Here is a 25,777-nt window from a genome sequence, read left to right on the forward strand (position 1 = left end):
CATGGCAGGCGGCACCCGGGGCCCCACGCGCACGCCGTGGTCACGGATGGAACCGCCACCGCCCTTCAGAGATGACTTCCACCTCGTTGTCCCTGACTCGAACGGCCGTCTCGTCGTCGATGAAGTAGATCGGGAAGTCCGCCCGCGCAGCGATGCGATCAGCCCAGGCGTCGTCCCGCTCGGGGAAATCCGGCGAGTACAGGTGAGGCTTGAGATACCAGTCGAAGAGGCCGAACGGCGGCTCCACGGTCGCCGCGCCGAGCACGTGGAGGTCAGTGGTGTCCCCGATGACGTCGGCCGAGTGTTCGGCGAGATGACGGCTGAAGATCATTGATCCGGCGCTGAACCCCACATAGACCCGGCTCTCCAGCGCTTCCAGGAAGCCGTCGGTCAGGCCGTTCCTGGTGATGCTGCGCGCGAGGTGGTAATGGTTGCCGCCCCCGGCATAGATGACGTCGGCGTGGAGCAGCCGGTCGAGGACCATCTGCCGGGGCAGCCCATTCAGCTCCAGGACGTCGAACTCCCGCCAGCCGAGGCCGTGCACCCGGTTCATGTCCGCGAGGAACCACCCGTGGTCCCCGGACTCGGCGACCGATGCCGTGGGAACGTACACGGCGTTCGCCGATCCGAACGGCCTACCCAGCATGTCCCGCAGCGCATCCCGCAGCGTCTCGTTACGCAGGCCACTCGCCGTCAACAGAAAGTTCATCGGGCGAGCCAAACACGACTCACGGGACCCGCGCAACGAACCCGGAATCCACCAACACCGCATCAGGCCGGCTGCGCTGGGCCATGCAGCCCCAGGACTACGCCGTCGAGAAGGGGCACCGGCTCGGCGTGGTGCTGATCTCCACCGACCACGGCTACACGCTGCACCACCCGGCCCGGCACGCGGATGACCGTAAGGACCGGGCTCAGCAGCGTGACGCTCCCGGCCGGAAGCTGAGGAGCCGGCCCCGGGCCCCGCCCCGGATTCCCGTACCGGCGCGGGCCCGGCGGCCGCTGTATGTCCGCTGTACGGGCCGGTCTATGGCCCGTGCGTACCGTCTGCCGAAAGGAGGAGGGGAACTCATGATGCCGTCATTGAGCAAGGTCGCCGACCGGGTGCTCGAGCGTTTCGTGCCGAAGGCGTCCGCGTCCGCGGACACCAGCTGGTGGGACTACTGCTACTGCACCGCCGACTGGCGCAAGATCTACCGCCTGTGTCACGTGGTGGGCGGACGGACCTCGTGCGGAAAGTGCGAGAACGTCCGCTACATCGGCTGCTGACAGAACACGAGTGCGGGGTGGGCGGCGCTGGCACGCGTCCGGGCCGTCCGCTCCCGTGCCCCACATACGAGGACTTCGCGCATGACCTACGTCGCTTTCGCATGCCGGATTCTCTTGTTCGGTGTCTTTCTGCTGGCGCTCGCCGGAAAGGTGCGCAGCAGGACCGCCTTCGCCTCGTTCGCCCGGTCGATCACTGACCTGCGGCTCTTTCCCCGGAAGGTGTCGAGGGCGGCGGGCGCCGCGGTGATCGCCGGAGAAGTCGCGGTACTTCTGCTGCTCGTGCCCCCGCGAACGGCGCCCCTGGGGCTGGCGGCCGCGGTGCTCCTGCTGCTCGCCTTCACCGCGGGCATCGTGGTGGCACTGCGCGGCGGACGCCGCGCCCCGTGCCGTTGCTTCGGAGCATCGGCCACTCCGCTGGGACCGCTGCACGTGGTCCGCAACCTGATCCTGGCCGGAACGGGCGCGGCCGGCTTCGCGGTGATGACCGCGCTGCCCGCCGCCGGATGGCCGGCTCACGCCGGCGGCGGCGCGGTCGCTGCGGTCGCGGCGATCGTCGCGGCCCTGCTGGTCGCCCGGCTCGACGACCTGGCCGCCCTCTTCCGCACCGGCCGGCCGGCCCCGGTCGCCGCCCGTCCACGCGCCGTCCACAAGTGAGGTCCCCTTCATGCCTTTTCTGATTGCCGCCGTCGTCCTGGTCGGTGTGCTGTGCCTGTTCGACCTGCTCCTCACCTTCGCGGTGCTGCGCCGGCTGCGCGAGCACACCGCGGAACTCGAACGGCTGGCGGGTCGGCCCGGCTTCTCCTCGTACGACCCGGGCATGCTGGTGGGCCACCGGCTTCCGGAAGCCGCCCGGGCATCCGGCGCCACCCTCGTGGCCTTCTTCGACGCGCAGTGCGACACCTGCCACGACCACGCGCCGAAGTTCGCCGTCCGAGCTCGCCGGTACGGGGCGCTGGCGGTGGTGTCGGGCGACGGGGCGCGCGCCGACGAGCTGGTCGCCGCGGTGGGTCCGGACACGGCGGTGATCCGGGGTGAGGACGCCCACGCCGTGGCCGACGACATGGGCATCCAGGCCTTCCCCACCTTCGTCCTGGTCGACGGGGAGGGCTCCGTGGTGCAGGCGTCCACCGAGCTGGCCGAGCTGCCCGAGCCGGCCCCGGCGGCGTGAGCGTGGGGAACGGACCGCAGGCCGGGCCCACCGGGCGGGCGGTCACGGCGGGTCCGAGGCGGACCGTGCGGCACCTCGGGGTCGCCTGGTCGATGTGCTGGCGGGCGGGACCGTGGCACGCGCTGGCGTACTCGCTCGTCACCGTCGTCCTCGGCCTGCTGCCCACCGCCACGGCATGGCTGACGAAACTCGTCGTGGACGACCTGGTCGGCGGACGACCTGACCACGTGCTGGAGTTGGCGGCGGGTCTGGCCGCCGTGGGCCTCGCGGCCGGTGCGCTGCCGCACCTGAGCGGTTACCTGCAGAACGAACTGGGCCGCCGGCTGGACCGCTTGATGCAGGACCGCCTGTACGGCGCCGTCAACCGGCTGCAGGGGCTGTCCCGGTTCGAGAACCCGGGGTTCCGTAACGACCTCAACATGGCCATGCAGGCGTCCGGGGGCGGGCTCGGCCCCGTCACCACGGGCCTGTTCGACACCGCGCGCAACGTCATCACGCTCGTGAGCCTGCTCGGGACGCTGGCGCTGCTGAGCCCGTCGATGGCCGCACTCGTCACAGTGGCCGCCGTCCCCGCGCTCCTCGCGCGGCTCTCCCTGTCCCGGCGCAGGGTCGGCATGCTCGCGGGAGTCTCCCCCGCGGTCCGCCGCCAGGTCTTCTACTCGCTGCTTCTCACCGACGTCCGCAGCGCGATGGAGACCCGGCTGTTCGGCCTCGGCGACTTCCTCAAGGGGCGCATGCTCACGGAGCTCGCGATCCGGCAGGAGGGTGAACAGCGGCTCGACCGCCAGGAGGCGCGGACGCAGTCCCTCCTCGCGCTGCTGTCCACGGTGGTCGCGGGACTGGGACTCGTGTGGGCGGTGCGGGCCGCCACGACCGGGGCCCTGAGCGTGGGCGACGTGACGGCGTTCGTCGCCGCCGTGGCCGGTACCCAGGCCGCCCTGACCGGTCTGGTGGACAACGTCGCGATGGCGCACGAGGCGCTGCTCGTCTTCGGGTACCACGACAAGGTGATGTCGCTCCCCGACGACCTGCCGTCGGCGGACCCTTCGGGGCGACTGCCGGCCCTGCGCCGGGGCATCGAACTGCGCGGCGTCTGGTTCCGGTACGCCGAGGACCATCCGTGGATTCTCCGGGGCGTCGACCTGACCGTCCCGCACGGAACCGCGGTCGCCCTCGTCGGGCTGAACGGCGCGGGGAAAAGCACCCTGATCAAACTGCTCTGCCGTTTCTACGATCCGACCCAAGGGGTGATCTACTGGGACGGAGTGGACATCCGCGACGTGCCGCCGGCCGAACTGCGCCGTCGTATGGGCGTGTTGTTCCAGGACTACATGTGTTACGACCTGACGGCGGCGGAGAACATCGGCGTCGGGGAACTCCAGGCGCTCGACGACCGTCCGCGGCTGCGCGAGGCCGCCCGGCTCGCCGATGCCGACGGCACCGTGGAGCGGCTGCCCCGTGGCTACGACACCATGCTCAGCCGCATATTCGCCGACCAGGCCGAGGACGACCCGCAGTCCGGGGTCGTGCTCTCCGGCGGCCAGTGGCAGCGGCTCGCGCTCGCCCGCACCCTGCTGCGCGACGACCGGGACCTGCTGATCCTGGACGAGCCCAGTGCCGGCCTGGACGCCCAGGCGGAGGCGGAGATCCACGCCCGGCTGCGCGAACACCGGGCGGGGCGCACCAGCCTGCTCGTCTCCCACCGGCTCGGCGCGGTCCGCGAGGCGGACGCGATCGTCGTGCTGGAGGGCGGCCGGATCGTGGAAAGGGGAACGCACGAGCAGCTCATGGCCGGGGAGGGCGAGTACGCGCGTCTGTTCGCCATCCAGGCCGAGGGCTATCGCGCCCCGGACGCCCCGGACGCACCCGAGGCCGTGGACGCACCGGACGCACCCGAGGCCGTGGACGCACCGGCTCGTCCGGACGTGGCGGACCGGCCCGGGGCCCCGGCGGCGGAGCCGTCGCACGCGGTCATATCGCCGATCGGCTGAGCACCGGCTCCCTGTAGCGGACCTGGTCGCGGGCGGCGAGCTCTCGCGCGTACAGGCCCGCGAGATCAGGCATCCGGAACCCCTCGCGCGCCACCGGAGTGAGCAGCCCGACGGTCACTAGGCAGTCCAGGGCCCGCTCGGTGGCAGGCAGGGCGGCGCCGATGGCCTCGGCGGCGCGCGTCGCGCTGAAGGACGCCCCGAGGGTGCACAGCCGGCGGAACGCCCGTGCGGCGGCGCGGTGTTCGGGGTCGTGGGCCGACAGCTCCCGGTAGCTCCTGGCGTACGACGAGCGCATCGTCAGGTCGGCGACCCGTAATTCGTCGAGGGTGCGCGCCGGGTCGCGCAGCCGGGCGGCGAGTCCGGCGAGGCTCCCCTGCGGGCGGCCGGCGCAGCGGGCCCCCGCGATGCTGAGCGCGAGGGGGTTTCCGTGGCAGAGCCGTGCGATCTCCCGCGCCGCCCGGGGCTCCGCGGTGACGCGCGCGTCCCCGGCCAGCAGGGACAGCAGGCGGACGGAGTCCGTTTCGTCCAGGGGGTCCACCGGCACATGCACCGCATCCAGCGCGGGCAGGACGCTCCGGCTCGCGACCAGCACCGCGCACCCCGGGCCTGCGGGCAGCAGCGGAAGGACCTGGCCGCGGTGGAAGGCGTTGTCGACGACCACGAGGACGCGCCGACCCGCGACCATGGACTGGTAGTAGGCCGAGACCTCGGAGAGGGCGGTCGGCACGTCCGCCCTGGGCATGCCGAGCGAGCGGAGGAAGTGGCGCAGCACGGTGACCGGGGTCAGGGGGCTGGCGCCGGCCCGCGGGCTGTCGAGATCGACGTAGAGCTGGCCGTCGGGGTAGTCCGCGGCGGCCCGGTGGGCGACGTGCAGGGCCAGCGCCGACTTCCCGCGTCCGGCCGGCCCGTGCAGCACCACGACCGGCGCCCCGGCGGTCGTCCCGTCCCGGGTGCGCAGAGCGTCCCGCACCAGGGACGTCTCGTGCGCCCGTCCGGCGAACGGCCCGGGAGCCCGGGGGAGCTGGCGCGGTACCGTACCGGTGGCCGGGTGCGCGGGCCGCGCCGTCGTCAGGGCGGTGACCTCCGGGACGGACGTCGGATCCGGTTCCCGGCGCAGCACGGCCTGTTGGGTGCGGCACAGCTCCGGCCCCGGGTCCAGGCCGAGTTCGTTGCGCAGCGTTTCGCGGGCGTCGGTGAAGGCGGCGAGCGCCCCGGCCGTGTCGCCGCTGTGGTGCAGGGCGAGCATCAGGCGGCTGCGCAGCCGTTCGCGCAGGGGATGCCGGCGCACGGCCCGGCGCAGGGTGTCGACCACGGCCGCCCCGGTACCGCGCGCGAGTTCCACGTCCGCCTGTGCCTCGATCGCGCTCAGGTACCGCTCGGTGAGGTCCGCCGCGATGCCCTCCAGGGCGGGTCCTTTGACGACGTTCTCCAGTGGCGCCCCGTGCCAGAGTGCCAGGGCGCCGCCCAGTGCGCGGGTGGCCCCCGCCAGGTCGTGCCCGGCCGCCGCCTGCCGTGCCCGCTCGACGAGGGCCTCGAAGCGGGCGATGTCGGTCTCGCCGTCGTCCGTCCGGAGCGCGTAGCCGGAGCGGGACGTGATCAGCCGGGGGTGCGTGCCGTCCGCGGCGGGCGGCAGGAGCCGGCGCAACTGCATCACATACGTGCGCAGATTGGGCACCGCCGACCGGGGCGGCGTGCCGCCCCAGAGTTCTTCCACGAGGGCGGGCACGGAGACGACGCCGCCCCGGTGGGCGACCAGCATCGCGAGAATGGTGCGCTGTTTGTCAGCGGCTATACGGACGGTCTGGCCACCGTCCACGATTTCCAGCGGGCCGAGAGCCCGGAACTCGACGGTCATGCTTGTGGCTGTCCCCCGGTATGTGATTTTTATAAAGCACTGCCGCCCAGTCGGCGGACCGCCACGCCCATGATCCGGTCGGCCTCGAAAAATCCCCGATGACGGGAATCAATACTGTCCGGATTGTCGCCGAGCACCACCAGCCGCCCGTCCGGGACCTCGGTGAGGTCTCCGCCTCCCGGTATTCCTTCCGGAATACGGTCCCCGGGAAGCGCGGCGGCCCGCTTGATGTTCCAACGGTCGCTCAGCGGTTCGTAGTCGCCCGTCCTTCGCGGGGGCTGCAGTACGACGATGTCCCCGGTCCGCACCCGGTCGACGGTGCGGCGTTCCACCACCACCCGGTCGCCGGGCGAAAGCGTCGGCGCCATGCTGGTGCCTTCCACGGTGACCACGGTGTATCGGCCGCGTATGCGGAGCGCGGCAAGGACGGCGCCGGCGAGGCCGACAAGGAACCCAACGGCAATCAACAGAACAGGCACAGACACCCCCCGTGGGTTCCGCCGGTCGGTGTGATCGTGCCCGCCCGCCGTATTGCCTGTCAATGTATTTCTTCTTGCCCCCGCGGGAAACCCGGGGGTGCGTCGCGCCCTGTTCGCGCCCTTTGCAATTCGCGTAGAAGTTGAGTGTATATGGGCGTATCGGGCGGTTCGCTGGACACGGTTTGCGGACCGGCCTCTTCCGCTCGCTGTATCCGAACTGTAGGAAGCGCCGTATCTGCCGTTGCTACGGTCGAATCTGCTTCTTTCCGGCAGTGCGTACTCGAAAGGAAACGGCAGTGATGGGATTCATGGGGGCGATGGGCGACAAGATTCTGGGCAGGCTCGTGCCCAAGGCCGTGGCCCAGGCGGACACCACCTTCGAGAAGATCTGCTACTGCAGCCAGCGCAACAGCTTCTACTACCGGCAGATCTGCCATGTGGTCGGTGGCTACACCTCCTGCGGCACCTGCTACCTCAGCTCGCCCTGCCGGTCGTCGGCCTGACGGTGACATGGCGATCGGGCCGCGGACGCGTCGTCCGCGGCCCGATCGGCGCGCTGTTCGTCCGGAGGCCGCTCAGCCGTCGATCTGTCATTGGGTCGTGGTGCGTTCGCCTGAGCAGCACCGCGTGCAGGCGCTCGATCTGTCCTTGGAGTTCGGTGGCGGCTCTCGGCGGCAGCATGAACAGAGCCTTTTGCAGCTTGTCCCGAGCCCGGCCTTCGCCGCAGCACGGGCAGGTGAACTCGTCCTCCCACGGCCTCCATCGGCGCTTGGTGCCGTGAACGCGAACGGACCACACGCTCAGCGCCACTGACACGATGCCCGGAGACAACCGCTCCCGTTCGCGCTGGCGCGAGCCCTTCGACACCGTCGCGCTCGCCGAGGGCTTCCCCTCCGTTCGCCGTCGAGTACGTGGACGCCCGTTGGCCCCAACTCGGCGGCAACAGCCGCAAGAACATGGCCAAGACCCTGACCGCGACCACCATCGCGCTGCTGCGGGCCAAGCCCACCCAGTTCGCACCAGCGGCCGTACGCACCGCTCTGCGCGAATGGGCGTTCAACACCAACCGACGCCCGGAGGCGCCCCGGGACGTGCCGGCCATCCTTCGATGGGTCGAGCGGAACTCCCTGCCCGTCTCGTCCTGGGAGGACCCCGAGAAGGTCGACCAGGTCCTGCTCGCCATGGACACGCGCCTCGACGGCAAGCAGGCGGCGGCCTGGTCCAGGAAACGCAACCGCCGCATCCTCAACGTCGCCATGAAGTACGCGGTCCGCCGGCGCATCCTGCGGGCCAGCCCACTGCCCAAGGGCAAGGAGTCCACGGCCCTCACGAAGACCACGAACGCCGTCGCCACCTTGCACTGCGGGCCCCGGCCTGAGAATGCCGTAGCCATGCGCGTCGAGGACGTGACGCTGCCCGTGCCAGGTGCCGACGACCAGTGGTGCGAGCTGCTGATCACACGGCGACCCCGGAGGCCGGGAAGCAGTGGACCGACACGGGGGAGATCCACGAGCGACGCGATCTGAAAGGACGTGCGGAGGGTGAGACACGCACCGTTCCCGGGCATCCGGCCCTCACGCGCGTCTATGACAACCGGAACACGCGCCTGACGAAGTGGCTCAACGACGGCATCCCGCCCGTCCAGGTGGCCGAGTGGGCCGGAAACAACGTCGCGGTGCTCCTAACCACCTACGCCCGCTGCGTCGACGGGCAGCTGCCTGACCTGAAACGGCGGCTGGAAGCTGCGGGTGGCCTTCCGGAGGAGGAGCCGGGCGCTGGCTGATCTCCCGCCGGTCGAGAACTTCGACACGTATTCGACACAGCCACCCGCGAAAACCCGGTGACAGCCGGACAGCCCCGGAGCCCGCCCTTGATCGTCGAGAGGGCGTCCGGGGCTTCGTCGTGTCGGCCGGCGCCCGTCCTGAGCAGCGAAAAGCCCTCCCGGGGGGAGGGCTGAGGGTGAGCGCCCCCGGCAGGACTCGAACCTGCGGCCAAGCGCTTAGAAGGCGCCTGCTCTATCCACTGAGCTACGGGGGCCTGGTGGCGGGACAAGGATAAAGCTCCTTGTTCCCCGACCCTGTCGCTTCGCCTCCGTGGCTCGATGTGGAGGTTCGGTGAAGCGGTCCTGATAATCGCAGGCAGGTACGAATCGTGCATCGCTTTTGGCCTCCGACGCACCGGGTGTTGTGCACTCGTTATGCCTGGACTGTGCCCTCGTACCAGTCGTCCCTTACGTCCGATGTGTTCCATCGGCGCGCTGAGATGTCCATATGCTTCAGAATTCCCCTAAAATTGGGCATTCTTCACATGTGGTGACCTTGGACGTTCGGCCTCAGCTGCTCGACACTCTCTCCGCTCTGCGCGACCGTGTCGCCGCCGCACGCTTTCCGCTGCCCCTGGCCGGGGCCCCACGCGCGCGTGCGAACCGTGACGAGCTGCTCGCGCAGCTCGACGACTATCTGGTGCCCCGGCTCAAAGATCCCGGTGCCCCCCTGCTGGCCGTCGTCGGCGGGTCCACCGGGGCGGGTAAGTCGACCCTCGTGAACTCCGTCGTGGGGCGCCGGGTCAGCGAAGCGGGCGTGCTCCGGCCGACGACCCGGACACCGGTCCTGGTCTGCCATCCGGAGGATCATCACTGGTTCAGCGGCATGCGCGTGCTCCCCGACCTCACGCGCGTGTGGGGACCCCAGGCGGACAGCGGAGACGATCTGCTGCTCCCCGGCGTGGCCCCCGCGCGCGTGCTACGCGTCGAGACCGCCGAGAGCCTCCCGCGCGGGCTCGCCCTGCTGGACGCCCCCGACATCGACTCGCTGCTCGCCGACAACCGTGTGCTGGCCGCCGAGCTGATCTGCGCCGCCGACATCTGGATCATGGTCACCACGGCCGCCCGCTACGCCGACGCCGTGCCCTGGCATCTGCTGCGCACGGCCAAGGAGTACGACGTCACCCTGGTGACCGTCCTCGACCGGGTGCCGCACCAGGTGGTCTCGGAGGTCTCCCGGCAGTACGGCGCCCTGCTCACGAAGGCGGGGCTCGGCGACGTGCCCCGTTTCACCGTGCCCGAGCTGCCCGAGTCGGCCTGGGGCGCCGGTCTGCTGCCCAGCACCGCCGTGGCGGCCCTGCGGACCTGGCTCGTGCACCACGCGCAGGACGCGGCGGCCCGCGAGCACGTCATGGCCCGCACGGCGCACGGCCTGCTCGACTCGCTCAAGTCGCGCATGCCCGAGCTGGCCGCCGCCGTCGCCGCTCAGTACGCCGCCGCCCTCCGGCTCACCTCCGCCGTCGAGAGCGCCTACGACGGTGAGCACGCGCGCGTGCGGGGCCGTTTGCAGTCCGGGGCCGTACTCGCCGGCGACGCGCTCAAGCGCTGGCGTGCCTTCCCGCTGGACTGCACGGCGGGTGAACTGCTGGACGCCCTCGTCGAGAGCCTGGGCGCCCTGCTGCTGTGCGCCGTCACGGCCGCCGACGAGCGCGTCGACGAGGCATGGCGGCGCGAACCCGGCGCTGCCGCTCCGGGGCTCGCCGACCGGCATCCCTCCCCGGAGAAGGCCGAGCACCGCATCGGGCTCGCGGCCCGTCGCTGGCGGCGCGAACTGGAGGAGTACGCCGAGGACGAGGTGCGGGACATCGAGCGCAACACCGCTCCCGACTCCGAGAGCGTCGCCGCACTCGTCGCCACCGCGCTGCTGGGCGGGAGCCGCGCTCGCACCGCGGGCGAGCGGCTGGCCGAGCGGATCGGGGCCCATGGCGCCCTGCGGCTGCGCGACCGGGCCGAGCGGCTGCTCAACGACACCGTCGACCGTGTCGTGCACACCGAACGCGAGCGGCGCCTCGCACCGCTCGACGCCCTGGACCTTCGTGCCGAGCCCCAGGCGGAGCTCATCGCCGCGCTGTCCGTACTGCAGAAGGAGAGGTGAACGGTGACAGCCGTCACTGACCATGATCACACGGACCACAGGGACCACAGGGACCACACCGATCACATGACTCACATGGACCGCATGGACCGCACGACGCACGTGGGCCCCTCGGACCACGCCGGTCCCGCTGCAGCGGGCCCCGACGGCCGGGCCGGGGGAGAAGGCGACACGGCCGGCGGCCGGACCCAGGCCGCGGGCGGCTCCGCGCACGCCGGCCCCGGCACGGTGCTCGGTGCGGACGCCGGTGACGGCACCGGCGCAGGCGCCGCGGCCAAGGCCACTCGAGCCGCCGAGGAACAGCGAAACGAGTGGGAGCCGGAGACGAACGGCCGGCCGCACGCGCGCGTGCCCGGGAAGCGTTCCGACCGCGAGGAAGGCGCGTCCTCCCATGAGGGCGGCGACCAGGCATCCGCCCCCACGGGTCAGCGGGCAGACCAGGCAGCCGCCCCCGCGGGACAACGGGCAGACCAGGCATCCGCCCCCGCGGGACAACGGGCGACCGAGCCGCACGCGCGCGCGGGCGCACAGGCACAGGATGGCCGGCAGGACGCCGGCGAGCCGCACGCGCGCGCGAACGCTTCCCATGGCGGTAACGGCACCGGGACCGACGGCGGCGTGCAGCGCCTCGCGGAGGACGACGGCAGGGCCGGCCCCGACGACGCGGACGCCGACGGGGCCGACGCCTGGGACGACGGGCTCATCGCCCGCAGGGTGACGGAGGGCGCCGAGCGCGTCCCCGCCCTCGACAAACCCGTACGCGCCCCCAGTGTCCACACCCCTGCGCCCCTGGCGTACGACGGCCCCCTGCGCTCCCGGCTCGACGCGCTGCGCGAACTCGTCGGCCTGTCCCGCGCACGCCTCGACACCCGCACCCTCGCCGAGGCGGGCCGGGTCCTGGACGAGGCGGCCGCCCGCCGCAAGCTCTCCGGCGGGCACACCGTCGTCGCCATCGCGGGCGCCACCGGCAGCGGGAAGTCGCAGCTGTTCAACGCCCTGGCCGGGGTGGCCATCTCGGAGACGGGAGTGCGTCGCCCGACCACCGCCGCGCCCATCGCGTGCAGTTGGAGCGACGGCGCGGCCGGCCTCATCGACCGGCTCGGCATCCCGGGCCGGCTGCGCCGGCGCCCCCTGCAGAGCGCGGAGGCGGAGGGGCAACTGCGCGGCCTGGTCCTGGTGGACCTGCCCGACCACGACTCCGCCGCCGTGGAGCACCGCGAACAGGTCGACCGGATCCTGAAGCTGGTCGACGCGGTCATCTGGGTGGTCGACCCGGAGAAGTACGGCGACGCCATGCTCCACGAGCGCTATCTGCGGCCCATGGCCGGGCACGCCGAGGTCATGTTCGTCGTCCTCAACCAGGTCGACCGGCTGCCCGGGGAGGCGGCAGACCAGGTGCTGGACGATCTGCGCAGGCTGCTCGACGAGGACGGCGTCGCGCTCGGCGAGTTCGGGGAGCCGGGCGCCACGGTGCTCGCGCTGTCCGCGCTCACCGGCGACGGCGTCGGCGAACTGCGCGAGGCACTCGGCCACTTCGTGATGGAGCGCGGTGCGGCGACCCGCCGGGTCGCCGCCGACCTGGACGCGGCCGCGGCCCAGCTGCGGCCCGTCTACGCCACCGGCCGGCGCGTCGGCCTCAGCGAGGAGGCACGCGACGAGTTCGCCGACCGGCTCGCCGACGCGGTGGGCGCCACCGCGGCGGGCGAGGCCGCCGAACGCGCCTGGCTGCGCAACGCCAACCGGGCCTGCGGCACACCCTGGTTGCGGCTGTGGCGCTGGTACCAGAGCCGTGGCGGGCCCAGCACGGGCCGGATGGCGGTACGCCACCAGGCCGACGAGGAGGCCACCGCCCGCCAGCGCGTCGAACAGGCGGTCCGCACGGTGGCCGACCGGGCCTCGGCCGGCCTGCCCACGCCGTGGGCGCAGGCGGTGCGCGAGGCGGCCGTGCGCGGCTCGCACGGACTGCCGGAGGCGCTGGACGACCTGGCGGCCCGGGCCGGACTGCCGCCGGGACGGCCGCCCCGGCCGGGCTGGTGGCCGGTGGCCGTGCTGGTCCAGGCGGCCATGACCCTGCTGCAGGTGGTGGGCGGCCTGTGGCTGGCCGGGCAGATCGCCGGCGTCATGTCACCCAACCTCGGCGTGCCGGTGCTGCTGATGGTGTGCGGAATCGTCGGCGGGCCGCTCGTGGAATGGGGCTGCCGGATGGCGGCCCGGGGACCCGCCCGCCGGTACGGCCAGGACGCGGAACGGCGGCTGCGGGAGGCGGCCGCGAGCTGCGGCCGGGCCCGGGTGCTCGACCCCGTGGCGGCGGAGCTGCTGCGGTACCGGGAGGTGCGGGAGCAGTACGGCCGGGTCGTGCAGTCGGGGGTGGGAGTCGGGTGAGACCGGGGCGGTGAGGGGAGGGCGGAGGAGTTCTCTGCCCGTCTCTCACTCGTGCGGGTGAAGGAGATCTCCACAGCTCGGCGGTGGTGCACAGCGCTCTGCGGGCCCGGCCCGGCGGAGGCAGTCTGTTCCCGCGGCGATCGTGCCGCAGGGCAGAAGCCGCCGTACGGGACGGGCCCGTACGCATGTCCGCCGGCCGTGAGGGGCCGGCCGAGGGAGGGGTTCATGATGAACGAGACCGTGGTGTGCGTGGTGGGCAACGTGGCGACGCCGCCGCTGTACCGGGAGACGGCCGCCGGGCCTTCGGCGCGGTTCCGGCTGGCGGTGACCGCGCGTTACTGGGACCGGGAGAAGAGCGCCTGGACGGACGGGCACACCAACTTCTTCACCGTGTGGTCCAACCGTCAGCTCGCGGTCAACGTGGCGGCCTCGGTCGAGGTGGGGCAGCCCGTCGTCGTCCAGGGCAGGCTGAAGGTACGCACGGAGGTCCGCGACGGGCAACAGGGCCGCACGTCGGCCGACATCGACGCGGTGGCCATCGGCCACGACCTGGCCCGGGGCACCGCGCTCTTCCGTCGCGCGGTGCGACCGGAGACGCCGGCGACGGCCAGGCCGGAGCCGAACTGGGAGACGCCGGCCACCGGGGCCGAGCACGAACCGCCCGCCCAACCGGTCGTGACGGCAGCGGCGGTGACGTGACGTCAGTTGCAACGCTACCCCGGTGCCGACCGGCCGGGCGGCTGTCGCCCCTTGTCGGCGGGTGGCCACCGAGCGTGCCGAACAGGGCTCTGTGCACGGTGTATTTGTCGACTTGCCAGGCCGGCGTGTCGCATCGGCGATAACGATTCCGGATCGGATCGCCTCATGTGACGATCCGACCGGCAAGCGCGGTCCCCGTGATCCATAGGATGCCGGGCATGCCCCTCGGGGCAGCCGATTCTGCTGGTGGGACCGTCCCCCACATCCAACGGGTCCTGCTCGAAGGGGAATTCTGTGCTTGCTGCGTTCACTGGGTTCACTCGGTTCCGCGTGGCCCGCCTCGCGGCCGTGACGCTCGCGTCCGGCCTCGCGGCGACCACCGTGCTGTTCGGCGCGGGTACGGCCGCGGCCGAGGAGACACCGCAGACCCAGGGCGGCGCGACGGCGACGATAGGCGGCCTGAAGACGTACGGCCAGGCCGTGATCCACGAGGACGGCGGCGACCAGCAGGTGTCCGCGGGCCTGTTCGAGATGTCCGTGGACGGCGGCGGCACCCTGCAGACCTACTGCGTCGACATCCACAACCCCACCCAGCGCGACGCCCACTACCAGGAGACCCCCTGGAGCGGGACCTCGCTGGGCGCCAACAAGGACGCCGGTAAGATCCGCTGGATCCTGCAGAACTCCTACCCCCAGGTGAACGACCTCGCGACGCTCGCCGGGCGGGCGGGCGTGAGCGGCCTGAGCGAGCAGGACGCGGCGGCCGGCACACAGGTGGCCATCTGGCGCTACTCGGACGGGGCGAAGGTCGACGCCGTGGACCCGCAGGCCGAGAAGCTCGCGGACTACCTGGAGAAGAGCGCCCGCGACAGCGTCGAGCCGCAGGCCTCGCTGACCCTGGACCCGCCCTCCGTCTCCGGCCGTCCCGGCGATCTGCTCGGACCGGTGACCGTGCACACCAACGCGCGCGGCGTGACGGTCGGCGCACCGGCCGGCGTGGGCGCCGGCGGGGTGCGGATCATCGACAGGACCGGCAAGGTGATCACCTCGGCGAAGAACGGCAGTCAGCTGTTCTTCGACGTCCCCGAGGGCGCGGCGGACGGTTCCGCCCAGCTGACCGTCCAGGCCTCCACCACCGTCCCGGTGGGCCGGGCCTTCGCCTCCGAGAGCCGCAGCCAGACCCAGATACTGGCCGGCTCCAGCGAGTCCACGGTCTCCGCGACCGCGGGCGCCACCTGGGCGGAAAAGGGCGGCGTGGCGGTGTCGGCCCGGAAGAACTGCGCCAAGAGCGGCGTCGACATCACCGCGGTCAACAAGGGCGACCAGCCCTTCGCCTTCGAGCTGATGGGCGCCGAGCACACCATCCCGGCCGGGGCCGCCCGCACGGTGACGGTCCCGCTCCAGGAGGACCAGTCCTACGACTTCACGATCACCGGTCCGAACGGCTTCAGCCACCGGTTCACCGGGGTCCTCGACTGCAAGACGCAGGGCACGGTCACCAACGAGTCCACCCAGACCCTCAGCGAGCCCAGCCCCGCGACGGTCGGCGGCAACAGCACGGCCCCCGACACCGACCTCGCGGCCACGGGCAGTTCGGCGATCACCCCGATGATCGCCGGGGTGGCCATCGGACTCGTGGTGATCGGCGGCGCGGTGCTGGTGATCCTGCGCGGGAAGGAAACGGCGGCGGGCGAGTGAGGCCCGGCCGCGCCGGTACTCCCTGATCCGGGCGGCCGGGTGAGTCGTGTGCCGCCGCCGGTCAGCCGGCGCGCGGCGTGCCGCCGCCGGGGCCGGTCTCCCCGGGCTGGGCCACGCACATGGCCCAGATGGCGACGCCCGCGAAGGCGATCATCAGGGTGGACCAGAGCGGGGAGTAAGGCAGGGACAGGAAGTTGGCGAGGATGATCAGCCCGGCCACGGCGATGCCGGAGATCCGCGCCCACTTCGCCGTCTGGAACAGCCCCAGGCTGATCACCACGGCGACGGCGCCCAGGATGAGGGTGACCCAGCCCCAGCCGGTCAGGTCGAACCGGAAGACGTAACCGCGTGTCGTGATGAACACGTCGTCCGCGGCGATCCCCATGATGCCGCGGAAGATGTCGATCACTCCGGCGATCATCAGCATGACGGCGGCGAAGAGCATCAACCCGCCGGCCCACTGCTGCTTGCGGGCCTGTGTGGTGTGTGTCGTGGTCATTTCTGGGCCTCGATCGATTGCGTCCGGCGATTGCGTCCGGCGATCAGTGAGGGCGTTTCCCTTCGTCCTTCCCCGGGCTCCGGACGACGTCTGCGGATCCACAGTGCGCCTGGCGAGGAGCGGTGACATCACTCGGCCCGGGTGATTTCACCCCGCCCGCCCGCTTCGACGCGCACCCGCACAGGGGGGTGCCTACGCTTGACTCGCGACCGCCGTGCACTCAGGGGGGATCCCGCATCCGGCGGATGGCGGACCGGACCCTGGGGCATCACGGCATGGACGACGGCAGGAAGACACCCCACCCGTCACGCACCGGCCTCCGACGGCGTGCGGAGCAGGCGTGGCAGGACGGGTTCCGCCGTTTCGAGGAGAGCGGGCCGGGCCGGCTGTGGGTCCGGCTCTCGGCGGTCGACTTCTTCGGGCACTCGTTCCAGCTGGCCGCGCTCGCGCTGCTGTGCTTCTTCCCGTTCCTGATCATCCTGACGGCGGCGGCCGGACAGGACACGGCCGCGGTCATCGCCGGCTGGCTGGGGCTGAACGAGCAGGCGGCCCAGGCCGTGGCGACCCTGTTCGCGCCCACCACGACCTCGTACACCCTGACCGGGACGAGCGCCGTACTGCTCCTGCTCGGAGTCCTGGCAGTGGCCGGCACCCTGCAGAGCTGGTACCGGATGCTGTTCGACATCCCGGAGAACGCGAAGTGGAAGACCACGGCCCGGCTCGTCTGGCTCGCCGGGATGTTCGCCTACGCGGCGGCTCAGGCCGCCTTCGTCAGGGTGCTCCACGGCTGGTTCCTGACCGGCCTGACCGGCTTCCTCTGGGCGGTCGTCTTCTGGTGGGGCAGCATGTACGCGCTGCTCGCCGGGCGGGTGTCCTGGCGTGCCCTCCTCCCGCCGGCCCTGGTCACCAGCGTGTGCTGGACCGGCCTCGGCCTCTTCTCCGCCCGCTACTTCTCCGCGGCGATCGTGGCCAACGAGCAGAAGTACGGGCCCATCGGCGTCGTGATGGTCATCCTGTCCTGGCTGGTGGCGGTCGGCGTGGTGATCCACCTGGGCGCGATCGTCGGCCGGGCCCTCCGGTGAACCGCCACGCCCAGCCCGCCGGCGGCTGTCGTCACCCCGCGGCGACGACCTCGCCGGCCGTGACCTGTGGAGGGTTGGGGAGCAGCGACGCGAGGTTGTCGCGTACGAAGTCCGCCGCCCGCTTGACCGACTCGTCGGCTCCGCCCTGGTCCTCGTAGACGCTGGTGGAGAGCATCACTCCGCCCCCGGCGTCGACCCAGTAGTAGGCCACGAATCCGGGGACCTGGCGCAGGAGGGGTACGAACCCCTCGTCCACCCGGCGGCCCGCCTCGGCAGGATCCGTCACCCCTTCGTACCGCCGAACCACTGCGTACATCGCTGATCTCCTCATCGCTACCGACCACGCACTGCTCGAAGCGACCTACCCGTCGGCGCCGGTGTCCCGCTCGTGGCGCGCCCGGAAGACACTCGACCGGGCGCACGGCGTCATCCGAACCGAGCACGGAGACCGCCCGCGACCGGCCGCCGGCGAACGTCGGTGCCGGACGGCGGTGCCGGACGGGTCCTCCGTGCTCACTTGGTCACGTCCAGCTCCGCGTACATGCCGGCCGCGTAGTGGCCGGGGACGTTGCACAGCAGCTCGTAGCGGCCCGGCCGCAGCGTCACCGTGGTCCAGGCCGCCGAGCCGGCGGCGATGCCGTCCCCGGCGCCGCGGCCGCAGGTCCGGGACGCCTCGCCGAGACTGCCCGCCTCGGACACCCGACCGTCGGATCCGACGGCGCGGTCCCCGGCGGCCCGGCCCGCCGGCAGCGGCAGCACGATCACCTCGTGTGCGACGGTTCCCGCGTTGACCACCCGCAGCGTCACCTTCCCCGCCGGGACCGTCGTGGGATGGACGACCAGGCGCATCATGCCCATGCCGTGCCGGCCGGGACGGCCGGTGCTCGGCGCGGGCCGGTTCGGGCCCGTCATCATGCGGCCCGAGTCCCACACGGTCACGTCGACCCCAGCGCCTGGAGCGGCCGGTGCGGTGCACCGCGCACCCCCGGCCCGCAGGGACGCCGGCGCCGTCCGGTGGAAGGCTCCGGACGCGGCCATCAGACCCGTCGTGACGATGCCCAGCACCAGGGCCGCCGCGGCGACGGCGACCGCCGGCCAGACCCCGCGGCGGCCACGCCTGGTCACCGGTGCTCCCTGAGCAGCGCGAGCCGGCGTCTGTACTCGTCCTCTTCGATCTCGCCGCGTGCGAACCGCTCGGCGAGCAGGCTCTCGGCCCGCCGCTCCTGTCCCCAGCCCTCGCCGGCCGGGGGTTGCGGGCCCGGCTGCCGGTGATGACGCGTACCGGCGAGGTAGCGCACCAGCGCGACGAGTCCGACGATCAGCACGGCCCAGAACAGCACCATGGACACCGTCATGACGAACCAGCCGCCCCAGCCCCATCCGCCGTCGTACCACATCATGCCGATCACTTCCCTCGGCAGACGACTGTGTCAATGCCAGGATGGATCGGTGAGCCGTCACCCGGCCTGGGCCATAGCTCCCCACCAGCGGGCCGTAGGGCCCAATGCGCGGCGCGGACGGACCGCTCAGCCCCACCCTTCGCGCGGCTCCCGGACCCTGACCCGGTATCCGTGCAGCCGGATGGCCTTGCGACGGTGGCCGGGGCCGACCGGCGGCGCCCGACGCTGACGGACGAGTCACCGCTGCCACCTGTGAAACCCCAGCTCAGAGCGCCCGGAGCAGACGGGTTTCCGCCTAGGGGTGGCGGTACGGCAAGATGGGGTGTATCTGCCCACTGCCAGATTTCAAGCTGCCGGACGGTTTCTCTTGGCTGAGTTCATTTACACCATGCGCAAGGCGCGCAAAGCGCACGGCGACAAGGTGATCCTCGACGACGTCACCCTGAGCTTCCTGCCGGGAGCGAAGATCGGTGTCGTCGGTCCGAACGGCGCCGGTAAGTCGACCGTGCTGAAGATCATGGCCGGTCTGGAGCAGCCGTCCAACGGCGACGCGTTCCTGTCGCCGGGCTACACCGTGGGCATCCTGCTGCAGGAGCCTCCGCTCGACGAGGAGAAGACGGTCCTGGAGAACGTCCAGGACGGCGTCTCCGAGATCAAGGGCAAGCTCGACCGGTTCAACGAGATCGCCGAGCTGATGGCGACCGACTACTCCGACGCGCTGCTCGACGAGATGGGCAAGCTGCAGGAGGAGCTGGACCACGCCAACGCCTGGGACCTCGACGCCCAGCTGGAGCAGGCCATGGACGCGCTGGGCTGCCCGCCCGGCGACTGGCCGGTGACCAACCTCTCCGGCGGTGAGAAGCGCCGCGTCGCGCTCTGCAAGCTGCTGCTCGAGCAGCCCGACCTGCTGCTCCTCGACGAGCCCACCAACCACCTCGACGCCGAGTCCGTGAACTGGCTGGAGCAGCACCTGGCCAAGTACCCGGGCACCGTCGTGGCCGTCACCCACGACCGGTACTTCCTGGACAACGTGGCCGGCTGGATCTGCGAGGTCGACCGCGGCCGCCTGCACGGCTACGAGGGCAACTACTCCAAGTACCTGGAGACCAAGGCCACCCGTCTGAAGGTCGAGGGCCAGAAGGACGCCAAGCGGCAGAAGCGGCTCAAGGAAGAGCTGGAGTGGGTGCGGTCGAACGCCAAGGGGCGTCAGGCCAAGTCCAAGGCGCGTCTCGCCCGGTACGAGGAGATGGCCGCCGAGGCCGACAAGATGCGGAAGCTGGACTTCGAGGAGATCCAGATCCCGCCGGGCCCGCGTCTGGGCAACGTCGTCGTCGAGGTCGACAAGCTCAACAAGGCCTTCGGCGAGAAGGTCCTCGTCGACGACCTCAGCTTCACGCTGCCGCGCAACGGCATCGTGGGCGTCATCGGCCCGAACGGCGCCGGCAAGACCACGCTGTTCAAGATGATCCAGGGCCTTGAGACGCCGGACTCCGGCGACATCAAGGTCGGCGAGACCGTCAAGATCTCCTACGTCGACCAGAGCCGCGCGAACCTCGACCCCAAGAAGACGCTGTGGGAGGTCGTGTCCGACGGGCTCGACTACATCAACGTCGGACAGGTCGAGATGCCGTCGCGCGCGTACGTGTCCGCCTTCGGGTTCAAGGGACCGGACCAGCAGAAGCCGGCCGGCGTCCTCTCCGGCGGTGAGCGCAACCGCCTCAACCTGGCGCTGACCCTGAAGCAGGGCGGCAACCTGCTGCTCCTCGACGAGCCCACCAACGACCTCGACGTCGAGACCCTCAGCAGCCTGGAGAACGCGCTGCTGGAGTTCCCCGGCTGCGCCGTCGTCGTCTCCCACGACCGGTGGTTCCTGGACCGGGTCGCCACGCACATCCTCGCCTACGAGGGTGAGTCCAGGTGGTTCTGGTTCGAGGGCAACTTCGAGTCCTACGAGAAGAACAAGATCGAGCGCCTCGGCGCGGACGCCGCGCGTCCGCACCGTGCCACCTACAAGAAGCTGACCCGGGGCTGATCGGTCTTGCGCCACATCTACCGCTGCCCGCTGCGCTGGGCGGACATGGACGCGTACGGCCACGTCAACAACGTGGTGTTCCTCCGCTATCTGGAGGAGGCCCGTATCGACTTCCTGTTCCGCCCGGACAAGGAGTTCAAGCAGGGGTCCGTGGTGGCGCGCCACGAGATCGACTACAAGCGGCAGCTCGTCCACCGGCACCACCCGGTGGACATCGAGCTGTGGGTCACCGAGATCCGTGCCGCGTCCTTCACCATCTCCTACGAGGTGAAGGACGGGGATCTCGTCTACGTACGGGCCTCCACCGTCATCGTGCCGTTCGACTTCGAGGCACAGCGGCCGCGCCGGATCACCCAGGAGGAGCGGGAGTTCCTCCAGGAGTACACGGACGCCGCCGAGGACGCGAAGTCCTCGGAGGAGGCCGTCGCCGCATGACGGTCCTGCACCTCGCCGACGAGACGGAGGCGGCCGACCTCGCCGCCTTCCTCTCCCGGCTGCTCCACTACGACCGTGGGGCCGCGGTGCGCCTGCAGGCGGCCGGTACGGCGCTCGCCGTGTTCGGCCGGCCGCCGTCCTTCGAGGTGCTGACGATCCGCGCGGTGCGGCTCGCCAAGCCGTACGAGAACGGGCTGGACGTCACGCTCGACGTCACCGTCTCGGCCGGTGAGCTCCTGGAGTCCGTCGACGAACGGGCGGCCACGGCCGCCGTGCCGGCCGCGGTCACCGGACCGCCGTGGGCCGGTGTGCTGCCGCCGCGCGGCGGCTGGCGGCCCGAGCCCGGGCTGCCCGTGCCGGACGCGCTGCGCACGACGGTCGCCGAGGCCGTCGCCGAGTTCCGGTCCCGTACCGAGGAGCTGCCGCCGGAGCGGCGCACCCGTGCGGAGCTGGACGGCATAGGGCGGGACATCTGGTCCCGGGAGGTCGGGGACACCCCGCTTCCCGTCCGGGCCGTGCACGCGGCCCAGTCCCTCGGTTTCCTGCGGCCGGGCACCGGCGCGGGCGACACCGGGCTGTTCTCCTCGGGGGCGTGGCTGAGGCTGCGGACGCCCTACGGGTCCGTCGCCGTGCGGCGGGCGGGGCTCGGCGCGCTGGGTGTCAGCGTGCGCTGAGGGGTTCGGCCGGGGCGGCTGGGGGCGGCTTTGTGTCCCGTTGCCGTTCGGCCGCCGGTCCTGCGTCGCGGGCCGCTGCCTCTCCTGGTCATACCTCGCCGCTGTCGTCCGGCCATATCCCGATGTGGTCCGGTTCCAGTTCCAGGGCCACGCGGTCGCGCATGTTCAGGGCCCTGGTGTACTCGGCGGGCAGCTGGAGGCGGCCCGCGCGGTCGAGCATGGCGTACTCGCGGGCGACCACCGTCTCGTGGCCGGTCGTGGCGTCCACCTCGCTGCGGCGCAGCACCTCGGTGGAGGTCCGGCCGTCCCGGATGGCGACCGTGCGGCGGACCTCGCCGGCCACCGTCTGGTCGTGGGTGACGATGACGATGGTGGTGCCGAGGGTCTCGTTCGCCGTGCGGAAGGCGTCGAAGATCTGCGCGCCGGTCTGGGAGTCGAGTTCGCCGGTGGGTTCGTCGGCGAGCAGGACCGCGGGGGCGTTCGCGAGGGCCACGGCGATCGCGACGCGCTGCTGCTGGCCGCCGGACATCTCGTGCGGGCGCCGGTCGCGGCAGTCGGCCACCTGGAGCAGGTCCAGGAGTTCCAGGGCTCGTTCGGCGCGGGCGCGGCGGCGTACGCGGGTGCCGGAGAGCTGGAGCGGCAGGGCGACGTTCTGGGCCGCGGTGAGATAGGGCAGGAGGTTGCGGGAGGTCTGCTGCCAGACGAAGCCGACGACCTCGCGGCGGTAGGCGAGGCGGTCCTTCGCGGTCATGGTGAGCAGGTCGCGGCCCGCGACGTGGGCTCCGCCGGCGGTGGGGGTGTCCAGGCCGGCGAGGATGTTCATCAGGGTGGACTTGCCGCTGCCGGAGGCACCGACCAGGGCCATCAACTCGCCCTCGCGGACCAGTAGGTCGAGGCCTTGGAGGGCCTGCACCTCGATGCCGTCCGCGGAGAAGATGCGGACGAGGCGGTCGCAGGTGATGAGGGCGTCGTGGCCGTAGGCGGGGTTGTTGCGGGACTCCGTGAGGCGGGTGGTGAGGTCGGTGAGGGTGGTGTCTGTTCGCGGGGTGTCTGTACTCGTGGAGTCGGCTGTCATGGGGTCTCCTGCTGGGGTGCCCTGTGCTGCCGGGGCTGGGGTGTTTCGCGTGCGGGGAATTGCGGGGGTGCGGTGACGGTGCCGGACGAGGGTGTTTCGGGTGCCGGTGCTGTCGGGGTGCGCGGTGTCGGTGCCGGGCGGGGGGTGTTTCGGGTGCCGGTGTTTGCGGGTGCGGGGGGTCGGTGTCGGCCGGGGGCGTTCCGCTTGCCCGCGCTTGCGGGGTGCCTCCCCCACTCTCGGCTTCGCTCGAGCGGGGGGACCCCCATCGCCCACCCGTGCCGCCCTTGGCGGCACGCATGCCCGCAGGTGGGGCGGCGGGCGTGTCCGGGGCTGTGTCCGGGGCTTCGGCGGGGGACGTGTGCCCGGGTGCGGGGGGTGGGGTCATCGGGGGTCTCCCGCTCGGAGTTCTCTGACCGAGCTTCGGCGGGTCGTCCACCAGGCCTGGGTGGTGGCTACTGCTGCTGCCAGGGCCACCACCGCGAGGGCCGGGAGGGCCAGGGACCAGGCGTCCGGGCGGAGGACGGCCCTGCCCACCGGGGTCTGGGACGAGGCGAGGGCGATGGTCGTCAGGTCGATGCCCGGGGAGAGGAGGCGGATGGCGGCCCAGCCGGTCAGGGTGCCGCCGGCCGCGGCGAGGAGGGCCTGCGGGAGGGACTCCAGGACGAGGAGGCGGCGGCCCTGGGCCCGGGTGAGCCCCATGGTGCGCAGCCGGGCGAGGAGCGCGGCGCGTTCCGGGGCCGCCCGCAGCAGGGCGAGGAGCAGGGCGAGGACGGCGAAGCCGGCGCCCGCCGCCACCGCCGCCTTGTAGACGCGCCCGGCGCCGGCCTGCAGCGGCGAGTCCGCGTACCCGGCGCGTTCCTCGGCGAGGAGCCGGGTGGTGGCCGAGGCGGGGGCCGTGCGGCGCAGCGCGGCGGCGTCCGGGTGGGCGCCGGTCAGCAGCAGCGTCGTCGGCCGGGCGGCGGACGGCGGGAGCCCGGCGCGGTCCACCACCAGGAAGTCGCCGGCGGTAGCCGCCGGGGTGCGGTCGCGGACGGCGGTGATCCGGACGGTGACCGTGCTCCCGTCCGCGAGCCGCACCGAGAAGGGTTGCCGGATGCCGTGGTTCCGTGCGACGGCCGGGGACGCGAGGGCCGGGAGCGAGTGCGCGTTCCGCCCCTCGAGCTGGTCCGCCGTGATGGCGCCGAGCCCCGTCCGGGCGGTCAGCCCGGCGTACGCGGGCGGGTCCACGCCCACCAGCGGCACCGTCTCCACGCCGTCCGTCGGGGTCGCCTCGTAGGTGATGGCCGCCGGGGTCACCCCGCTGACCCCGGGCAGGGCGCGTACCCGGGCGGCGAGGCCGGCCGGCAGCGCGGTGGCCGAGTCCAGGCGGGCGTCCGCCCCGACGGTGAGCAGGGCCGCGTCGTCGCGGGCCTCGGCCACGCCCGCCAGGACCGAGCCGCCGAAGGCCGCCGTGGTCAGGGCGGTGAGCAGGGCCAGCAGGGGCAGTACAGCCGAGGCGCGGGTGCGGCCGGCGCGGGCCAGCGACAGCGGGGCCACCGCGCCCCGCAGCCGGCCGGCCGGGCGGGCCAGGCGGCGCAGCAGCAGCGGGTAGACGCGGAGCAGCAGCAGGGCCGCGACGACGCCGGTCAGCACCGGTGCGAGGGACACCAGTCGGCCTGCCGAGGTGCCCCTGCCGCGCAGGGTGGCCACCGACCCGGCCGCCAGCACCAGCAGGGTCAGTTCGGCGACCGTGCGCCGGCGGGAGGGGCGTGCCGAGACCATGTCCTCCCGGGGGACGGTCAGCCGCACCGAGCGGTGGGCGAGCGCGGCGTGCAGCGGGAGGGCGGCGCAGCCGGCCAGGGTGACGGCGAGCGCGCCGGCGACGGAGTGGGCGTCGCGGGCGCCGGGGAGCAGGACACGGGCGGCCGCGAGACCCGCCGCCCCGGCGGGCACGGCGGCCACGGCGGTCTCGGCCAGCAGCCGGCCGAAGAGGCCGGGCAGGGAGACGCCCCGGGCACGCAGCAGGGCGAGTTCGGCGCGGCGCCGGTCGGCGGCCAGGCCGCCCGCCATGACCAGGACGACGACGGCGACCGCGGCGGTGCCGGCGGCGGCCACCCCGACCAGGGGGGACACGCCCGAGCGCAGCCGCTCGAAGGCGATGACCACGTCGTCCAGACCGGTGTCCACGTCCAGGTCGGGATCGGTGAGGGAACGGGCCTGCCGCAGACCCGGGCCGGACTCCAGCGACGCGACGGCGGACCGCAGCCGGCCGGCGTCATGGGCGTGCCGGCCGCGGGTGTCCGCAGCGAAGTGCCAGTAGCGGAAGGCGTTCCTGTCGGTGCCCATCACGGTGAGGGTCGCCTTCGGCGAGAGCAGGAGCGCGCCGTGCCAGTAGGTCTGCGGCGGGCCGGGGTCGGGCAGCCGTTCCAGCGTGGGCGTGCGCAGCAGCGGCACCGTCGACCAGTAGGCCCCGGCCGGGTCGCGGGGGGCGACGATCCCGGTGATGCGGACGGAGAGGAGGCCGTCGACACTGGGCACGCGGATGACCGAGCCCGGCTTGATGTGCAGGGTCTTCGCGGTGGCGGTGGAGACGGCGGCCTCCGTCCGGCGCGCGTCCGCGTCGACCCGGCCCGTGGCACGCGGCAGCCGGCCCTCGCTGACGCGCACGTGTCCGGCCAGGCCGCTCTGCGCGACCAGTGTCACCTTGGCGGGCAGGCCGGTCGGGCGGGGCAGCCACGGTTCGGTCGCCGTGCTGCCTTCCTGGGTGGTCACGCCGTACGCCGACCGGGCGCGGTCGACGGGCACCGCACCGTCCACCACGGGCAGCAGTTTCCGGTACTGCCGTTCCAGGACCCCGGGGCTGAACGGGACGGCGGGGTCCTCGCCGGACGTGCCGTACTCGGGTGTCGACGAGGTCGCCCGTACGGTGGTGTGGTCGGGGCCCTCCTGGTCGAGGGCCTGCCGTAGGCCCGCGTCCTCGTACCGGTCCACCGCGCGCGGAAGCGCGGCCGCCAGGCAGGCGGTCAGCGCGACCAGCAGCGCGAGCGCGAGTGCGGCGCCGGGGGCGGCCCGCAGCCGGGTCCGTACCCAGGGCGCGACGACGGCCGGTGCGGAACGCACGTCACTCACCCCCCTGTTCACGC

At 72.5% G+C, this 25,777-nt stretch carries 23 protein-coding genes and 1 tRNA gene; 14 read left to right on the forward strand and 10 right to left on the reverse strand.

Translation table 11 applies throughout. The features are described 5' to 3' along the window. Nucleotides 1–40: 40 nt before the first annotated feature. Entirely contained in the window at nucleotides 41–709 is a 669-nt protein-coding gene (locus ACZ7JA_RS05820) for a Type 1 glutamine amidotransferase-like domain-containing protein (RefSeq protein WP_470807346.1), read from the reverse strand. A gap of 362 nt (nucleotides 710–1,071) precedes the next feature. Here ACZ7JA_RS05820 and ACZ7JA_RS05825 point away from each other — a divergent pair, with 362 nt between their 5' ends. The 4 genes from ACZ7JA_RS05825 (at nucleotide 1,072) to ACZ7JA_RS05840 (ending at nucleotide 4,428) form a co-directional block, all read left to right on the forward strand. Continuing rightward, nucleotides 1,072–1,269 (forward strand): hypothetical protein, encoded by a 198-nt coding sequence (locus tag ACZ7JA_RS05825; protein WP_351659082.1) that lies wholly within the window; start codon nucleotides 1,072–1,074, stop codon nucleotides 1,267–1,269. A gap of 81 nt (nucleotides 1,270–1,350) precedes the next feature. Then, the gene (locus ACZ7JA_RS05830; RefSeq protein WP_351659085.1) at nucleotides 1,351–1,923 is read left to right on the forward strand and encodes a MauE/DoxX family redox-associated membrane protein; all 573 of its coding nucleotides are present in this window, start codon (nucleotides 1,351–1,353) and stop codon (nucleotides 1,921–1,923) included. 10 nt (nucleotides 1,924–1,933) lie between these two features. Continuing rightward, nucleotides 1,934–2,437: a TlpA family protein disulfide reductase gene (locus tag ACZ7JA_RS05835; RefSeq protein WP_351659087.1), complete on the forward strand. Its 504-nt coding sequence runs from the start codon at nucleotides 1,934–1,936 to the stop codon at nucleotides 2,435–2,437. Nucleotides 2,438–2,502: 65 nt separating this feature from the next. Beyond that, complete coding sequence (locus tag ACZ7JA_RS05840; protein WP_470807348.1) at nucleotides 2,503–4,428, forward strand: ABC transporter ATP-binding protein; 1,926 nt, start codon at nucleotides 2,503–2,505, stop codon at nucleotides 4,426–4,428. On the opposite strand, the gene ACZ7JA_RS05845 is transcribed toward ACZ7JA_RS05840, so the two are convergent. Together ACZ7JA_RS05845 and ACZ7JA_RS05850 are read right to left on the reverse strand one after the other, a co-directional pair. Continuing rightward, nucleotides 4,409–6,283, reverse strand: a complete 1,875-nt coding sequence (locus ACZ7JA_RS05845) for an AfsR/SARP family transcriptional regulator (protein ID WP_470807349.1) — start codon at nucleotides 6,281–6,283, stop codon at nucleotides 4,409–4,411. The genes ACZ7JA_RS05840 and ACZ7JA_RS05845 overlap by 20 nt on opposite strands. 29 nt (nucleotides 6,284–6,312) lie before the next feature. Continuing rightward, nucleotides 6,313–6,768 carry a S26 family signal peptidase gene (locus ACZ7JA_RS05850; RefSeq protein WP_470807351.1) on the reverse strand — a complete coding sequence of 152 codons (456 nt, stop codon included), beginning with the start codon at nucleotides 6,766–6,768 and terminating at the stop codon, nucleotides 6,313–6,315. Nucleotides 6,769–7,061: 293 nt separating this feature from the next. Between ACZ7JA_RS05850 and ACZ7JA_RS05855 the strand changes: the two genes are divergently transcribed. Together ACZ7JA_RS05855 and ACZ7JA_RS05860 are read left to right on the forward strand one after the other, a co-directional pair. After that, nucleotides 7,062–7,265: a hypothetical protein gene (locus tag ACZ7JA_RS05855; RefSeq protein WP_351659098.1), complete on the forward strand. Its 204-nt coding sequence runs from the start codon at nucleotides 7,062–7,064 to the stop codon at nucleotides 7,263–7,265. 408 nt (nucleotides 7,266–7,673) lie between these two features. Then, a complete protein-coding gene (locus ACZ7JA_RS05860; RefSeq protein WP_470807353.1) occupies nucleotides 7,674–8,288 on the forward strand; it encodes a hypothetical protein in 615 nt (204 codons plus the stop codon). A gap of 438 nt (nucleotides 8,289–8,726) precedes the next feature. Here ACZ7JA_RS05860 and ACZ7JA_RS05865 read toward each other — a convergent pair. Beyond that, nucleotides 8,727–8,799: transfer RNA gene (locus tag ACZ7JA_RS05865), tRNA-Arg, on the reverse strand. Nucleotides 8,800–9,071: 272 nt separating this feature from the next. Here ACZ7JA_RS05865 and ACZ7JA_RS05870 point away from each other — a divergent pair. From ACZ7JA_RS05870 to ACZ7JA_RS05885, 4 genes are all read left to right on the forward strand, one after another. Then, the gene (locus ACZ7JA_RS05870; RefSeq protein ID WP_351659104.1) at nucleotides 9,072–10,679 is read left to right on the forward strand and encodes a dynamin family protein; all 1,608 of its coding nucleotides are present in this window, start codon (nucleotides 9,072–9,074) and stop codon (nucleotides 10,677–10,679) included. Between the two features lie 66 nt (nucleotides 10,680–10,745). Then, nucleotides 10,746–13,061: a YfjP family GTPase gene (locus ACZ7JA_RS05875; RefSeq protein ID WP_470807355.1), complete on the forward strand. Its 2,316-nt coding sequence runs from the start codon at nucleotides 10,746–10,748 to the stop codon at nucleotides 13,059–13,061. A 228-nt stretch (nucleotides 13,062–13,289) separates the two neighbouring features. Next, on the forward strand, nucleotides 13,290–13,760 hold the full coding sequence (locus tag ACZ7JA_RS05880; RefSeq protein WP_351660156.1) for a single-stranded DNA-binding protein: 471 nt from the start codon (nucleotides 13,290–13,292) through the stop codon (nucleotides 13,758–13,760). A gap of 294 nt (nucleotides 13,761–14,054) precedes the next feature. Beyond that, on the forward strand, nucleotides 14,055–15,458 hold the full coding sequence (locus tag ACZ7JA_RS05885; protein ID WP_470807356.1) for a Cys-Gln thioester bond-forming surface protein: 1,404 nt from the start codon (nucleotides 14,055–14,057) through the stop codon (nucleotides 15,456–15,458). A gap of 61 nt (nucleotides 15,459–15,519) precedes the next feature. On the opposite strand, the gene ACZ7JA_RS05890 is transcribed toward ACZ7JA_RS05885, so the two are convergent. Continuing rightward, on the reverse strand, nucleotides 15,520–15,957 hold the full coding sequence (locus tag ACZ7JA_RS05890) for a DUF7144 family membrane protein (RefSeq protein ID WP_351659113.1): 438 nt from the start codon (nucleotides 15,955–15,957) through the stop codon (nucleotides 15,520–15,522). Nucleotides 15,958–16,202: 245 nt separating this feature from the next. Here ACZ7JA_RS05890 and ACZ7JA_RS05895 point away from each other — a divergent pair, with 245 nt between their 5' ends. Next, entirely contained in the window at nucleotides 16,203–17,039 is an 837-nt protein-coding gene (locus ACZ7JA_RS05895) for a ribonuclease BN (RefSeq protein WP_351659116.1), read from the forward strand. A 31-nt stretch (nucleotides 17,040–17,070) separates the two neighbouring features. Here ACZ7JA_RS05895 and ACZ7JA_RS05900 read toward each other — a convergent pair whose 3' ends face one another. The 3 genes from ACZ7JA_RS05900 to ACZ7JA_RS05910 form a co-directional block, all read right to left on the reverse strand. After that, nucleotides 17,071–17,355 (reverse strand): hypothetical protein, encoded by a 285-nt coding sequence (locus ACZ7JA_RS05900; protein WP_389299370.1) that lies wholly within the window; start codon nucleotides 17,353–17,355, stop codon nucleotides 17,071–17,073. A gap of 197 nt (nucleotides 17,356–17,552) precedes the next feature. Beyond that, nucleotides 17,553–18,164: a sulfocyanin-like copper-binding protein gene (locus tag ACZ7JA_RS05905; protein ID WP_470807359.1), complete on the reverse strand. Its 612-nt coding sequence runs from the start codon at nucleotides 18,162–18,164 to the stop codon at nucleotides 17,553–17,555. After that, nucleotides 18,161–18,439 (reverse strand): SHOCT domain-containing protein, encoded by a 279-nt coding sequence (locus ACZ7JA_RS05910; protein WP_351659124.1) that lies wholly within the window; start codon nucleotides 18,437–18,439, stop codon nucleotides 18,161–18,163. The genes ACZ7JA_RS05905 and ACZ7JA_RS05910 overlap by 4 nt, the downstream gene beginning before the upstream one ends. Nucleotides 18,440–18,806: 367 nt before the next feature. Between ACZ7JA_RS05910 and ettA the strand changes: the two genes are divergently transcribed. From ettA to ACZ7JA_RS05925, 3 genes are read left to right on the forward strand one after another with little or no spacing between them, the layout of a single operon-like run. Further along, nucleotides 18,807–20,471: an energy-dependent translational throttle protein EttA gene (gene ettA, locus ACZ7JA_RS05915; protein ID WP_351659127.1), complete on the forward strand. Its 1,665-nt coding sequence runs from the start codon at nucleotides 18,807–18,809 to the stop codon at nucleotides 20,469–20,471. A 6-nt stretch (nucleotides 20,472–20,477) separates the two neighbouring features. Next, nucleotides 20,478–20,906: an acyl-CoA thioesterase gene (locus ACZ7JA_RS05920; RefSeq protein WP_351659130.1), complete on the forward strand. Its 429-nt coding sequence runs from the start codon at nucleotides 20,478–20,480 to the stop codon at nucleotides 20,904–20,906. Continuing rightward, nucleotides 20,903–21,580 carry a DUF8185 domain-containing protein gene (locus tag ACZ7JA_RS05925; RefSeq protein ID WP_470807360.1) on the forward strand — a complete coding sequence of 226 codons (678 nt, stop codon included), beginning with the start codon at nucleotides 20,903–20,905 and terminating at the stop codon, nucleotides 21,578–21,580. Before ACZ7JA_RS05920 ends, ACZ7JA_RS05925 begins: the two co-directional genes overlap by 4 nt. Before the next feature lie 88 nt (nucleotides 21,581–21,668). On the opposite strand, the gene ACZ7JA_RS05930 is transcribed toward ACZ7JA_RS05925, so the two are convergent. Together ACZ7JA_RS05930 and ACZ7JA_RS05935 are read right to left on the reverse strand one after the other, a co-directional pair. Next, the gene (locus tag ACZ7JA_RS05930) at nucleotides 21,669–22,655 is read right to left on the reverse strand and encodes an ABC transporter ATP-binding protein (protein ID WP_470807362.1); all 987 of its coding nucleotides are present in this window, start codon (nucleotides 22,653–22,655) and stop codon (nucleotides 21,669–21,671) included. A 381-nt stretch (nucleotides 22,656–23,036) separates the two neighbouring features. After that, on the reverse strand, nucleotides 23,037–25,763 hold the full coding sequence (locus tag ACZ7JA_RS05935; RefSeq protein ID WP_470807364.1) for an FtsX-like permease family protein: 2,727 nt from the start codon (nucleotides 25,761–25,763) through the stop codon (nucleotides 23,037–23,039). Nucleotides 25,764–25,777: the final 14 nt, after the last annotated feature.

The sequence above is a fragment of the Streptomyces sp. NPDC038135 genome, assembly GCF_055601245.1.